The sequence below is a fragment of the Kribbella sp. NPDC020701 genome, from assembly GCF_055562215.1.
The window spans coordinates 106,703-118,935 of sequence record NZ_JBVHFT010000003.1 but is presented as its reverse complement, the minus strand read 5'-3'; the positions used below and the strand labels follow the sequence as shown (position 1 = coordinate 118,935).

The following is a 12,233-nucleotide window of genomic DNA, read 5'->3' as shown; positions in this document are numbered from 1 at the left end:
GTACTGCGGCCTTCGGCGCCGGGTCAGTAGCGCCATTGGAGTTCGTGGGATTGCATCCAGGTCAGGAGGGGGTCGGCGGTGGTGGGGGATGGTGCCGCGCCGGTGAGGAGGTCGGTGAGAACCTGGGTGGGGGCTGCGAGGCGGAGACCGGTCGGTGTCTTGCGCGGGCGGGTGTAGACCACGTCGGTTGAGGGAGTCGCGAGTACGACGTCACCGGTGCTGGTGGGGATGAGGTTCCACGCATCGGCTGCCGCGTGGGGGTCGGGCGTGTAGATCGTCAGCGTGGTGGCCGGGGTCGCCGGTGCCCAGAGGCGTGCCGCGAAGGTGCCGGTGACGGCGTACGGCAAGGTTGCCGGCGGGATGCGGTCGGCCAGCGCGTCGAGTCCGCCGACCGCCTGCCACTGCGTGATGGTGCTTTCGCGGGTGAAGCGGAAGTCCTGGGCCCAGCGGTGCAGCAGAGCGATCCAATCGTGTACGGCGACGACCGCGCCGGCGGTCCGCGTGACGAGTTCCTCCCGCTCGAGGCAGCCGACGACGCGATGGATCGTCGGTGCGGGAACCCGGCTGAGGGCGACGAGGTCGTGGGTGGTCCAGACGCTGCGGAAATCGAGCAGCGCCCGGATCACGCCGGCGGCCGAGCTGTCGGCCAGGGCCGGTGAAGCCTTCTCTGTCACGGACGTTTCTCCTGGTCAGATGTGACGTGGGACGCCCAGGCGCACGGTGGCATACGTCGTCCACTCGTAGCAGTGCTGGTCCCGGTTGAGGTTGATCAGGCTGGCGTGGGTGATCTCGGTCTTCGCGACGCCGCCTCCCAATGCGGCCAGGCGTTTCTTCAGCGGTGCGGCGTCAGCGGCCTGGCTCCAGTAGCCGAGGGAGATATGTGGATCGAGCTCCGGCAGCGCGGGGACGGAGTCACGGCCCCAGACGTCGGTGATCGCGGCGCGGAGTTGGGCGCGGAGACGGCGCAGACGATCGACGGGCTGGGCCGGCAGTTGGAGGCTTTCGGGGTCGACGACGGCGGGACCGATCCGGATCTCGAAGGGATGAACGGGCTCGAGCCGGCGCTGGGCGGCTTCGACGATCGGGTCCAGGTCCTCCTGGGTGAGCTTGTCCGCGAAACCAACGCCTTGCATGGTCAGATGCAGCCACTGCGCCGGAACCGGAGTCAGACCTGCTAGCGACCGGACCACCGGCTGGTACGCCGCATGCAGGTCGCTGAGCACGGCGTCGTTCTGGAAGGTGATGTGCCAGGTGTAGAACGAGCGGCCGGCACTCCAGCCGGGCCGCCAGTACCAGTGGTCGCGGACTTGATCGACCATGCAACTGCTCCTCTCAATAGCGCGGCACACAATCAGCCCGCAGACCGAACCGCCTCAGACCCGCGGACGTCGGGGCCGTCGGACTCGGGTCGGTGGGCATCGGGTCGCTGGGTATCGGGTCGCTGGGTATCGGGTCCGGGGGACTCGGCGCCGTGCGGGTCCGCGCGGGCGGGGACTTTGCGTTGGGTGTCGGGGCGTTGAGTTCCGGCGTGTCCGGAGTCGAGGCGTTCGGCGCCGGGCGGAGGTTCGAGGGCGCTCGGGGGCGGTTCATCGGGCTGCTGCCGTTTCGGCTTGCGGCGGCGGGTGGAAGTTGGGCGGGCGGGGAGATCGGGATGCTGGGTGAAGTCGCGGATCCGCTCGCGAATCTGGCGACCCCGCGGGCTGCGCGCGTACGGCGCTGTGAGAGCAGCGACCTCGCCGATGCGGTGGATCAACGGGCGAACCCGGTACTCCAGTGGTGTGCTGAGCACTGGCTCGAGCGTCTCGGCGGCACCGTCGAGCTGGCCGAGCACCAGCCGCGCCTTGGCCTGCTGCAGGCGGACCATCCGCTCGGAGCCGAAATTCCTGAGCAGGTGCGGCGCACCCTCGAACATCGCGACGGCGCGATCCGCGTGCCCGAGGGTGTGCCGGGCTTCTCCCAGCGCGAGGTATGCGTCCGACCAGATGCCTTCGGCGCGTTCCGGCGTACAGAGGAAGAGTCCGCCTGGTTCGGACTCCGCCGGCGTGACGGCCAAGCGTCGGGCCTTGCCGAGCGCGTCGCGGGCGTCGTCCAGGCGTCCGGACCGGGCGAGATCGACCGCGGCGGCGCTCGCGAGGAAGAGGGCCGAGGTTCCGGCGGCGTACCGCAGGCCGTCCTGCGCGTAGGCGGCCGCGGCGTCGAAGTCGTCCTGCCAGAAGGCGGCGGTGTGCTGGGTGGCGCGGATCCAACCCCGCAGTACGTCGTGATCGGCGGCCTCGGCGCACGCCCAAGCCGTCCGGGTGTGGCGCTCGGCGACGTCCGGCCGGCCGAGGTCGACCGACATCCAGGCCAGCAGGGTGATCGACCAACCGGCTGCCGCGTAGATGTCGCGAGACTGCTTGGGCGACTGCCGGCCGGCCAGGAGCCGGAACGCGCGGTCGCGGATGGAGCGGCTCCGGACGAACAGCGGTCTGGTCGGCGTGCGGAGGTAGCTCTGGGCGATGCGCAGGATGTCGGCGTGCAGTTGCTCGACGGTGAGGTCGCCGACGTTGGACTCCTCGGCGAACGTGAGCAGCGCGATCGACTCGTCGCCGGCGTCCATCACGTCGTCGTCGAGCCCGACGGTCGACGGCAGCGTCAGATCCGGCTCGGTCACCACCACGCCGGGTGGCGGGCTGAAGCCGAGATCGTTGTCTGAAGCAACATTCAGGACGTAGCGCAGACCGGATCGGTACGCGGCGCCCGGCCAGCGGACGGCACCTCGTTCCAGCTTCGCGATGTAGTGGCCGTCCAGCTCGTACCTGACTTCGGTGGTGTCCCACAACCACGCACAGACCGCCTCGGCGAGCTCCGCCCGGGACAGGTGTTCACCCGGTGCGCGGCGCGACGGCGTGCGCTCCCGCGCGGCGCGCAACAACTCGTTGGCCTCTGACATGGCGGTAACTGTAGGTGTCCAACCACCCTCCGCGACCACGAAAATCGCCCCTGTGGACGAGCTGCCCCACGATGCCCCGAACTGCCCCGGGTTGCCCCCGATTTCCAACGCTGAAAGGGGTTTTCAGGGGTCGGTCGACGGCTGTCGACGGAGTGTTGCGGCTCGATGGGCCGCGAGGACTTCCTAGCTGAGCGTGATCGGTCGGGGCAAGGTGGGGCAGATGAGGGCAGGTCGGGGCAGGGCCGGGCAGATGAGGACCTGACCGGGGCGGACTAGGGTGTCCGCGTGCCCGAGGAAGCCATCACGACGCTGCGAGCCGAGCTGGATCGCTTCGAGCGAGCCGAAGAGGGATTCGCGTTGCTGGAGGTGTTTCTCGAGGTGGCGCGACCTCAGCTGGGCGCCGTCGCACTGGATCCGGTGGGTCTGCGGTTGCCGGAAGGCATGACGGATGACCGGGCCCTCGTGCAGGAGTTGCTCGAAGAGATCGAGCGGGAGCCCCGAGGCAGCGGACGTGTCGTCGAGCGGGTGTTCGACATGGATGACGAGCAGGCACGGTGGGACTACGTGCGACTCGCCTACAGCTCCAACCAGGCGACGGTGTGGAGCGCCCGGCACCGTACGACGTACTTCGAAGCGGCTGGACCGCACAAGGCGACGTACTGGTTACCGGACAGTCTCAAGGCGGAGTACTTCGGGGCGCTGACCGCCAGGGGATGGGCCGTTCCGCAGGACTGGCTCGAGGCCGTGGCGAAACGGCCCAAGCCGTGGTGGAAGCGCGGCGGGCGTTAGGCGGTATCGCCCCCTAGCCGAGCACCGGTAGGCGGGTCAGGGCCTGGGCCACGGCCGATTGGATGTCGGCGTCGTCCCAGGAGCGGTCGGTCATGTTGCCGGTGAGGTAGGCGTCGTAGGCGGCCAGGTCCAGGTGGCCGTGGCCGCAGAGGGCGGTGAGGATGACCTTCTCCTCGCCGGATTCCTTGCAGCGCTGGGCTTCCTCGATCGCGGCGGCGAGGGCGTGGGTCGGCTCGGGCGCGGGCACGATGCCCTCGGTACGGGCGAACTGGAGACCGGCCGCGAAGCACTCGGACTGGGCCTTGGCGACCGCCTCGATCTCGCCGGTCTCGTAGAGGTGGCTGATCAGCGGGCTCATGCCGTGGTACCGCAGGCCGCCGGCGTGGATCGGGTCGGGGACGAAGTCGTGGCCGAGCGTGTGCATCTTCATCAAAGGCGTCATCCCGATCGTGTCGCCGAAGTCGTACGCGTACGTCCCCTGGGTCAGCGACGGGCACGCGGCCGGCTCGATCGCCCGGACGACCGGAGCCATCCGCCCGGCCCAGCGCTCGCGCAGGAACGGGAACGCGAGGCCGCCGAAGTTCGATCCGCCGCCGGTGCAGCCGACCAGGAGGTCGGGCGTCTCGCCGGCCATGGCGAGCTGGATCAACGCTTCCTCGCCGATGATCGTCTGGTGCAGCAGCACGTGGTTGAGCACCGAGCCGAGCGCGTAGTGAACGTCGGGATCCTGGAGGGCGGCCTCGACCGCCTCGCTGATCGCGATGCCGAGTGAGCCGGGGGAGTCCGGATCCCCGGCGAGGATCTTCCGCCCGGCCTCGGTCAGCTCCGACGGGCTCGGGTGCACGGTCGCGCCGAAGACCTCCATCATCGTCCGGCGGTACGGCTTCTGGTCGTACGACGCCCGCACCTGCCAGACCTCGCAGTCCAGGCCGTATTGCGCGCAGGCGAACGCGAGGGCCGTACCCCACTGGCCGGCACCGGTCTCGGTGGTGAGCTTCCGGACGCCGGACTTCGCGTTGTAGTAGGCCTGCGGCACGGCAGTGTTCGGCTTGTGCGAGCCCGCGGGCGAGACACCTTCGTACTTGTAGTAGATCCGCGCCGGAGTATCGAGCGCCTTCTCCAGCCGGTGCGCCCGGTAGAGCGGGCTCGGCCGCCACAACCGGTACACATCGAGGACTTCGCCCGGGATATCGACGTACTGATCCTGCGAAACCTCTTGCATGATCAAGTCCATCGGGAACAACGGCGCGAGGTCGTCGGGCCCGATCGGCTGCCCGGTCCCAGGGTGCAGCACCGGCGGGGGCGGCGTCGGTAGATCGTGCAGCACGTTGTACCAACGGGTCGGCAGCTCGTCCTCTGGCAGCAGGATCTTCGTCGGCGTCATGCTTGAAAACTACGGCGCGCCGAGGTGCCCGGACAATGCCCTGCTCCGGAACCGAGCCGGCACTTATTCTGCCGCCGTCAGCCGATCGATCTCGCCGCCGGAGCCGACCCGATAGACCACATCGGACGGTTGCCCGAGGTGTAGCGCATCCGCTACGCCCAGTTGCTTCAGCAGCATCCGGCCGATCATCTCGTGCGATACCAGCAAAGGCCGTCGCGCGCCCCGCCGAGCGATCTCCGCCAGCGCCCGCCCGGCCCGTAGGTCGGCATCCGCGTAACTCTCGCCGCCAGGAAAGCGGAACGCGTACTTGTCCTGCTCCCGCGCAGCCCGCATCCCCGGCCAGATACCGTCGATCTCCGCCGACGTGAGCCCGGACCACGCGCCGTGCGCGATCTCGGCCAGGTCGTTGAGGACCTCCACGGGCAAGGCTGGCGCCAAGATCTCCGCGGTACGGCGGGATCGGGGGAGGGGACTGGTGAAGACGGCGTCGATCTGGTGGTTGCCGAGGAGGTCGGCGTTGCGTTGGGCCTGCAGCAGGCCGTGGGGTGTCAGCGGTGAGTCCAGCCGGCCCTGGCGGCGGCCTTCGACGTTCCACTCCGTCTGGCCGTGGCGGGCCAGGTAGACGGTCTCGAAGGCCATTAGTACGCCGGGACTGGGGCGGGGGTGGAGGCGCCGAGCCAGTTGTTGATTTCTGCCAGGAGGGCCTTCTGGGTTTCGGGTGGGGCGGTGGAGGCCAGGACTGAGCCGCGGGCCAGGTCGGCGAGCTCTTCGTCGGTGAAGCCGTGGACCGTGCGGGCGGTTTCGTACTGCTCGGCCAGGCGGGACCCGAAGAGCAGAGGGTCGTCGGCGCCGAGGGCGATGCGCGCACCGGCCTCATAGAGCTGTCGGAGCGGCACGTCCTCCGGGCGGCGGTAGACGCCGAGGGAGACGTTGGACGCCGGGCAGACCTCCAGTGCGACCTGTGCGTCGACCACTCGCTTCAACAGGTCCGGGTCCTCGACAGAGCGCACGCCATGGCCGATGCGACCGGCTTCCAGCTCGTCAAGGCAGGTCCGGACGGTCGCCGGGCCACACAGCTCACCACCGTGCGGTGTGGAGAGCAGTCCGGCGTGCCGTGCGATCCGGAAGGCCGGTGCGAACTCGGACGTCGTACCGCGGCGCTCGTCGTTCGACAGACCGAACCCGACCACACCACGACCGACGTACTGCGCTGCCAGCCGGGCCAGCGTCCGCGCGTCGAGGGGATGCCGAGTGCGGTTGGCCGCGATGATCACCTGGACGTCGATCCCGGTGCCGGCCGACGCGTCACGGGCCGCGTCCAGGACCAGATCGGTGAACTCGGTGATCCCGTGGAAGCGGTTCGCGTACCCGGACGGGTCGACCTGGATCTCCAGCCAGCGGGAGCCGTCGGCCCGGTCGTCCTCGGCCGCCTCGCGGACCAGACGCCGTACGTCGTCCTCCGTGCGCAGCACCGACCGCGCGATGTCGTAGAGCCGCTGGAACCGGAACCACCCGCGCTCGTCGGCCGCCGACAACTGCGGCGGCCAGTCGGTGCGCAGCGCGTCAGGCAGCCGGACGCCGTGCTTGTCCGCCAGCTCGACCAAGGTCAGGTGCCGCATCGACCCGGAGAAGTGCAGATGCAGGTGTGTCTTCGGCAGCACCCGCAGATCCCGCTGCGTCATTACCGAAGGTTACCGACCACCCACCCGTCGGGAGAAATCAGCTCAGCAACTTGGCGATCCGGCCGACGCCTTCGGCCAGGTCGGCGTCGCCGAGCGCGTAGGACAGCCGCAGGTAGCCGGGGGCGCCGAAAGCCTCGCCCGGCACCACTGCCACCTCGGCCTCGTCCAGGATGATCTCGGCCAGCTCGGCCGAGGTCGACGGCGTACGCCCACCGATCTCCCTGCCGAGCACGCCCTTGACCGACGGGTACGCGTAGAACGCGCCGGTCGGCTCGGGGCACTCGATGCCGGGGATCTCGTTCAGCAGCCGGACCATGGTCTGCCGGCGCCGGTCGAACGCCAGCTTCATCTCGTCGACCGCGGACAGGTCGCCGGTCAGCGCGGCGATCGCGGCCCGCTGGGCGACGTTGCAGACGTTCGAGGTCTGGTGCGACTGCAGATTGGTCGCGGCCTTGATCACGTCCTTCGGACCGATCATCCAGCCGACCCGCCAGCCGGTCATCGCGTACGTCTTGGCGACACCGTTGAGTACGACGGTCTTGTCGGCCAGCTCCGGCACCACCACCGGGATCGAGGTCGACGTCGCGTCGCCGTACGTCAGGTGCTCGTAGATCTCGTCGGTGATCACCCAGAGGTCGTGCTCGAGCGCCCAGCGACCGATCTCCGCGACCGTCTCCGGGCTGTCCACCGCACCGGTCGGGTTGGACGGCGAGCAGAACAGCAGAGCCTTGGTCTTGTCGGTCCGGGCCGCCTCGAGTTGCTCGACGGTGACGCAGTAGTTCTGCGACTCGTCGGCGAGCACCTCGACCGGCACACCGCCGGCCAGCCGGATGGTCTCCGGGTACGTCGTCCAGTACGGCGCCGGCAGCAGCACCTCGTCACCGGGGTCGAGGAGGGTCGCGAACGTGTTGTAGACAGCGTGCTTGCCGCCGTTCGTGACCAGGACCTGGGCGGCCTCGATCTCGTAGCCGGAGTCGCGCCTGGTCTTGTCGACGATCGCTTGCTTGAGCTCCGGCAGGCCGCCGGCCGGGCTGTAGCGGTGGTTCTTCGGGTCCCGGGCGGCCGCGACGGCCGCCTCGACGATGTAGTCCGGCGTCGGGAAGTCCGGCTCGCCGGCGCCGAACCCGATCACGGGGCGCCCGGCCGCCTTGAGCGCCTTGGCCTTGCTGTCCACCGCCAGCGTCGCCGATTCACTGATGGCGCCGATCCGCGCCGAGATCCTGGAACCCATGCGCCCATCCTGGCACCAGCCGGCCGCGCCCCGCAGCGCGGTATCACCAGGCGTACGCCGTACCGCGTCCGAAGATCCCGTGATCCCGGGAACACGCTGGGGGTGTGGTCCGTTGGGACCGAGTGAAGGCTGTATGGTTCTGGTCGCGGTACGGCGCCCGGCGAGGGGTCGTTCGGGTGGAGCCTCAGTTCGACCAGGTGGCTCGGACCCCGTACACTCTTCTAGTCCGGGCGTTGATGGCCCTGATCCGGCATGCCCGAGATCAGGTCCTGTGCGGCGTCCGGAGGATTGCAGAGGGCACTAGCTCAACTGGCAGAGCATCGGTCTCCAAAACCGAAGGTTGGGGGTTCAAGTCCCTCGTGCCCTGCAAATCCTGACCGGCGCAGGGCCGGTCAGGCCGCCGCTAGCGAAAGAGGTAGGTCGTGACGGAGACGCGCACCCCGGCACCGTCCGGCGCCGGCAAGCCTGCGGAAGGCAAGCAGGGCAGGGGCCTGCTGCGCTTCTACCGCCAGGTGGTTGCCGAGCTCCGCAAGGTCGTCTGGCCGACTCGCAAGCAGCTGTCCACCTACTTCGTGGTCGTCCTGACCTTCGTGGTGTTCGTCATCGCGATCGTCTCGGTGCTCGACCTCGCCTTCGGCTGGGCGATGTTCAAGATCTTCGGCTGAGGTTCGCAGCCGCCCGCTGAACAGCCTTGCCGCAGGTCCCCGACCCGAAGCCAGACAACACCCGATGCAGAGATGACGGAGTACAACGTGTCCGAGCGCGACGACGAGGTCCTCGAACTGGAGGACGAGTTCGACGTATCCGCTGACTCCGACGACGACGTCGACTTCGACGAGAACGCCACCGACGACGACCTGTTCGGTGACGACGACGATGACGACGACGACCCGTTCGCGGGCCTCGACGACGAGGCCGACGAGGTCGCTGCCGACGACGAGGACGAGGACGACGAGGAGTACTCCGCCGACGACGAGGCCGAAGAGCCTCCGGCCGACGAGGACGACTCCGACGACGAGCCGGTCGTGGTGGTCGCCGCCGCCGACGAGGCCGAGGCCCCCGAGGTGGTGACCGAGGCCGACATCGAGGACGCGGCCGAGGAGCTGGCCGAAGAGACCGCCGAGACCGCGCCGGAGAGCACCGAGGAGGTGCCGGCCGGCGACGACGAACTGGTCTTCTCCAGCGACGACGACGGTACGACGCCGGATGCTGAGGAGGAGGCCGACGACGACGCCGATGTGGACGCGCTCGCCGCGGCCTCCGCGGTGACCGAGGCCGACGACGAGGCTGTCGCCGAGGAGGACGCCGAGCCGGAGGAGCCGGGCGACCCGCTCGAGGAGCTGCGCAGCCGGCTGCGTTCGCAGATCGGTGACTGGTACGTGGTGCACACGTACTCAGGGATGGAGAACCGGGTCAAGGGCAACCTGGAGAACCGGATCAACTCCCTGAACATGGAGGACTACATCTTCGAGATCATCGTGCCGACCGAAGAGGTCGCCGAGATCAAGAACGGACAGCGCCGGATGGTCAAGCGCACCGTTCTCCCCGGCTACGTGCTGGTCCGGATGGATCTGACCGACGAGTCCTGGTCGACCGTGCGGCACACGCCGTCGGTGACCGGCTTCGTCGGGAACAGCCAGAAGCCGGTCCCGCTCAGCCTCGAAGAGGTGGAGAAGATGCTCGCTCCGGCCGTCGTGGCGGCGGCCGAGCAGGCGGCTGCCGAAGCCGGCGCCGCACCCGCCAAGACCGCGGCCAAGAAGAAGGTCGAGGTCGCCGACTTCGGTGTGGGCGACTCGGTCATGGTGGTCGACGGGCCGTTCGCGACCCTGCACGCCACAGTCACGGAGATCAATGCCGAGGCCCAGCGGATCAAGGCCCTGGTGGAGATCTTCGGCCGGGAGACCCCGGTGGAACTCAGCTTCAACCAGATCCAGAAAGTCTAAGGACCCGACAGAATGCCTCCCAAGAAGAAGATCGCTGCCCTGGTCAAGGTGCAGCTCCAGGCCGGTGCCGCGACGCCGGCACCGCCGGTCGGTACCGCGCTCGGTCCGCACGGCGTCAACATCATGGAGTTCTGCAAGGCGTACAACGCCCAGACAGAGTCCATGCGCGGCAACGTGATTCCGGTCGAGATCACCATTTACGAAGACCGTTCCTTCACCTTCGTCACCAAGACGCCGCCGGCGCCGGAGATGATCAAGAAGGCCGCCGGTCTGCAGAAGGGCTCGCCGGTCCCGCACAAGGAGAAGGTCGGCAAGATCACCAAGGACCAGGTCCGGGAGATCGCCACCACCAAGATGCCGGACCTGAACGCTCGCGACATCGACGCCGCGATGAAGATCATCGAGGGCACCGCGCGCTCGATGGGTGTCACCGTCGACGGCTGAGCCCGCTCATCGGTACGACGTGAGTCCGGCGGGCAGACCGCCGTACGAACGAGCAGTAGACGCACGCAGTTGTGGCAGGGCGAAGCGCCGCCCGGAGACCACACCCCAGAGAGGACATGCAATGGCACAGCGCAGTAAGGCTTACCGCGCGATCGCGGACAAGATCGACTTCGACCACTTGTACACGCCGCTCGAGGCGATCCGGTTGGCCAAGGAGGCCGCCGGCAGCAAGAAGTTCAACTCGACGATCGACGTCGCGATGCGCCTCGGGGTCGACCCCCGCAAGGCCGACCAGATGGTGCGCGGCACCGTCAACCTTCCGAACGGCACTGGCAAGACGGCACGGGTCCTCGTCTTCGCCACCGGTGAGAAGGCCGAGGCCGCGAAGGCCGCCGGCGCCGACTTCGTCGGCGACGACGACATGATCAAGAAGGTGACCGACGGCTGGCTCGACTTCGACGCCGTCGTCGCGACCCCTGATCTGATGGGCAAGGTCGGCCGGCTCGGCCGCGTCCTCGGCCCGCGTGGTCTGATGCCGAACCCGAAGACCGGCACGGTGACCCCGGACGTGGTCAAGGCAGTGACCGAGATCAAGGGCGGCAAGATCGAGTTCCGGGTCGACCGGCACGCGAACCTGCACTTCATCATCGGCAAGGCGTCGTTCGACGAGGCCCAGCTGGTGGAGAACTACAGCGCCGCGCTCGAGGAGATCCTCCGGCTGAAGCCGGCCAGCTCCAAGGGCCGCTACATCAAGAAGACGGTCGTCTCGACCACGATGGGACCGGGCGTCCAGGTTGACCCCAACCTGACGCGCAACCTGCTCGAGGAGCAGAGCGCGGACGCCTGAGCCACCTCAGCACCAGAAGGACCCCGGGATCTCCCGGGGTCCTTCTGTTTTGCGAGGGGTTTCAGCGGATCAGTCGGAGGGGCAGGTCGCCGGTCTGCACGGTCCAACCGTCCTCGTGTTCCTCGAGGATCGTGCCCGCGGCCGCGCTGGATGGTGCTGGTACGACGTCCGTCCTGGTGATGACGTGGGTCGTGCCGGCGAGCTGGACCTTGGCTTGGGGTGAGGTCACGTTGAGGGCCGCGGCCTTCCGCCGTACGACGTGAGACGGTTCAGTCAGGTCGAGGAGCGTCTCCTCCTCGGTGAAGAACGGCGTTTCGCTGGCCGCGGCGGGATCTTGCCGCTCGCCCGGATCGCCGGCCACGAGCCGCGGAACCGCCTCGTCCAGACACCGGCCGAGCAGGTCGCCCCAGACCTGCATGATCCCGGTGCCGTTCAGGTCCTCGGGGAGCGGTGCGATGCGCTGGGCGAGGATCGCACCGGTGTCGAACTCGGCGGCGGTCCGGTGCACAGTCGCGCCGATGCGCTCGTCGCCTTCGTAGATCAGCCGCTGTGGCGTCGGACCGCGCCCGGCCGGCAGCGGTGACGGGTGGCAGTTGATCGCGCCGTACTTCGGAATCTCCAGGATCTCCGCCGGAATCAGCCGGGGGAACGCGGCCGAGATGATTACATCCGGCCGCAGTGCGTCGATCACCGGCGCGGCCACGGTCCGCAGCTTGCGCGTGATCAGTACGTTCGTCTGGCCCGGCAGCTCTGTCACCATCGGCCGGCTCTCGCCGTACCGCCCGCTCTCCGGCAGCGTCACCACCAGCACGAGCTCATGCCCGTTCCGCTCCGCGAACTCGCGCACCAACCGGAACCCCGGCAGAAACGCATTCAACCCCACGATCCGCAGACTCACACCCTCTTGTACGTCCATCACACCCCCCACGGTTCCACGCCTCAGGTTCTTCCGCGCGAGCAAAACAAGCCATTGGCTGGCGT

The 12,233-nt window shown here is 68.7% G+C and carries 13 protein-coding genes and 1 tRNA gene; 6 read left to right on the top strand and 8 right to left on the bottom strand.

What is annotated here, in order from left to right:
* Positions 1–23: 23 nt before the first annotated feature.
* Genes ACZ3HV_RS07595 through ACZ3HV_RS07585 form a run of 3 tightly spaced genes read right to left on the bottom strand, consistent with a single transcriptional unit; the run spans position 24 to position 2,932 of the window.
* Positions 24–674, bottom strand: a complete 651-nt coding sequence (locus ACZ3HV_RS07595) for a hypothetical protein (RefSeq protein WP_465681899.1) — start codon at positions 672–674, stop codon at positions 24–26.
* A gap of 15 nt (positions 675–689) precedes the next feature.
* Entirely contained in the window at positions 690–1,319 is a 630-nt protein-coding gene (locus ACZ3HV_RS07590; RefSeq protein ID WP_465681897.1) for a 2'-5' RNA ligase family protein, read from the bottom strand.
* A 32-nt stretch (positions 1,320–1,351) separates the two neighbouring features.
* On the bottom strand, positions 1,352–2,932 hold the full coding sequence (locus ACZ3HV_RS07585) for a hypothetical protein (protein WP_465681895.1): 1,581 nt from the start codon (positions 2,930–2,932) through the stop codon (positions 1,352–1,354).
* A gap of 285 nt (positions 2,933–3,217) precedes the next feature.
* On the opposite strand from ACZ3HV_RS07585, the gene ACZ3HV_RS07580 reads away from it, so the two are divergent.
* A complete protein-coding gene (locus tag ACZ3HV_RS07580) occupies positions 3,218–3,721 on the top strand; it encodes a hypothetical protein (RefSeq protein WP_465681893.1) in 504 nt (167 codons plus the stop codon).
* A 13-nt stretch (positions 3,722–3,734) separates the two neighbouring features.
* On the opposite strand, the gene ACZ3HV_RS07575 is transcribed toward ACZ3HV_RS07580, so the two are convergent.
* The 4 genes from ACZ3HV_RS07575 to ACZ3HV_RS07560 form a co-directional block, all read right to left on the bottom strand.
* Positions 3,735–5,105, bottom strand: coding sequence for a TrpB-like pyridoxal phosphate-dependent enzyme (locus ACZ3HV_RS07575; protein ID WP_465681891.1), 1,371 nt, complete (start codon positions 5,103–5,105; stop codon positions 3,735–3,737).
* A 63-nt stretch (positions 5,106–5,168) separates the two neighbouring features.
* On the bottom strand, positions 5,169–5,744 hold the full coding sequence (locus tag ACZ3HV_RS07570) for a histidine phosphatase family protein (protein WP_465681889.1): 576 nt from the start codon (positions 5,742–5,744) through the stop codon (positions 5,169–5,171).
* Complete coding sequence (locus ACZ3HV_RS07565) at positions 5,744–6,787, bottom strand: adenosine deaminase (protein ID WP_465681887.1); 1,044 nt, start codon at positions 6,785–6,787, stop codon at positions 5,744–5,746. The genes ACZ3HV_RS07570 and ACZ3HV_RS07565 overlap by 1 nt, the downstream gene beginning before the upstream one ends.
* Before the next feature lie 37 nt (positions 6,788–6,824).
* Positions 6,825–8,018, bottom strand: coding sequence for a pyridoxal phosphate-dependent aminotransferase (locus ACZ3HV_RS07560; protein WP_465681885.1), 1,194 nt, complete (start codon positions 8,016–8,018; stop codon positions 6,825–6,827).
* Positions 8,019–8,312: 294 nt separating this feature from the next.
* Here ACZ3HV_RS07560 and ACZ3HV_RS07555 point away from each other — a divergent pair.
* The 5 genes from ACZ3HV_RS07555 to rplA all read left to right on the top strand — a co-directional run bounded on the left by ACZ3HV_RS07555 (position 8,313) and on the right by rplA (position 11,252).
* A tRNA-Trp gene (locus ACZ3HV_RS07555) sits at positions 8,313–8,385 on the top strand.
* Between the two features lie 55 nt (positions 8,386–8,440).
* Positions 8,441–8,683, top strand: a complete 243-nt coding sequence (secE, locus tag ACZ3HV_RS07550; RefSeq protein WP_130384685.1) for a preprotein translocase subunit SecE — start codon at positions 8,441–8,443, stop codon at positions 8,681–8,683.
* Positions 8,684–9,043: 360 nt separating this feature from the next.
* Complete coding sequence (gene nusG / locus ACZ3HV_RS07545) at positions 9,044–9,961, top strand: transcription termination/antitermination protein NusG (RefSeq protein ID WP_465682804.1); 918 nt, start codon at positions 9,044–9,046, stop codon at positions 9,959–9,961.
* 12 nt (positions 9,962–9,973) lie between these two features.
* Positions 9,974–10,405: a 50S ribosomal protein L11 gene (gene rplK, locus ACZ3HV_RS07540; RefSeq protein WP_360364196.1), complete on the top strand. Its 432-nt coding sequence runs from the start codon at positions 9,974–9,976 to the stop codon at positions 10,403–10,405.
* Positions 10,406–10,526: 121 nt separating this feature from the next.
* Positions 10,527–11,252, top strand: a complete 726-nt coding sequence (gene rplA, locus ACZ3HV_RS07535) for a 50S ribosomal protein L1 (protein ID WP_360364194.1) — start codon at positions 10,527–10,529, stop codon at positions 11,250–11,252.
* A 61-nt stretch (positions 11,253–11,313) separates the two neighbouring features.
* Here the strand turns inward: rplA and ACZ3HV_RS07530 are convergent, their stop codons facing one another.
* Positions 11,314–12,168, bottom strand: a complete 855-nt coding sequence (locus ACZ3HV_RS07530) for a methionyl-tRNA formyltransferase (RefSeq protein WP_465681883.1) — start codon at positions 12,166–12,168, stop codon at positions 11,314–11,316.
* Positions 12,169–12,233 lie beyond the last annotated feature (65 nt).

Coding starts and splice junctions, on each gene's coding strand:
- ACZ3HV_RS07530 (WP_465681883.1), bottom strand. CDS start 12,168: ATGGACGTACAAGAGGGTGTGAGTCTGCGGATCGTGGGGTTGAATGCG.
- ACZ3HV_RS07590 (WP_465681897.1), bottom strand. CDS start 1,319: ATGGTCGATCAAGTCCGCGACCACTGGTACTGGCGGCCCGGCTGGAGT.
- ACZ3HV_RS07560 (WP_465681885.1), bottom strand. CDS start 8,018: ATGGGTTCCAGGATCTCGGCGCGGATCGGCGCCATCAGTGAATCGGCG.
- ACZ3HV_RS07570 (WP_465681889.1), bottom strand. CDS start 5,744: ATGGCCTTCGAGACCGTCTACCTGGCCCGCCACGGCCAGACGGAGTGG.
- ACZ3HV_RS07575 (WP_465681891.1), bottom strand. CDS start 5,105: ATGACGCCGACGAAGATCCTGCTGCCAGAGGACGAGCTGCCGACCCGT.
- ACZ3HV_RS07565 (WP_465681887.1), bottom strand. CDS start 6,787: ATGACGCAGCGGGATCTGCGGGTGCTGCCGAAGACACACCTGCATCTG.
- rplA (WP_360364194.1), top strand. CDS start 10,527: ATGGCACAGCGCAGTAAGGCTTACCGCGCGATCGCGGACAAGATCGAC.
- rplK (WP_360364196.1), top strand. CDS start 9,974: ATGCCTCCCAAGAAGAAGATCGCTGCCCTGGTCAAGGTGCAGCTCCAG.
- ACZ3HV_RS07585 (WP_465681895.1), bottom strand. CDS start 2,932: ATGTCAGAGGCCAACGAGTTGTTGCGCGCCGCGCGGGAGCGCACGCCG.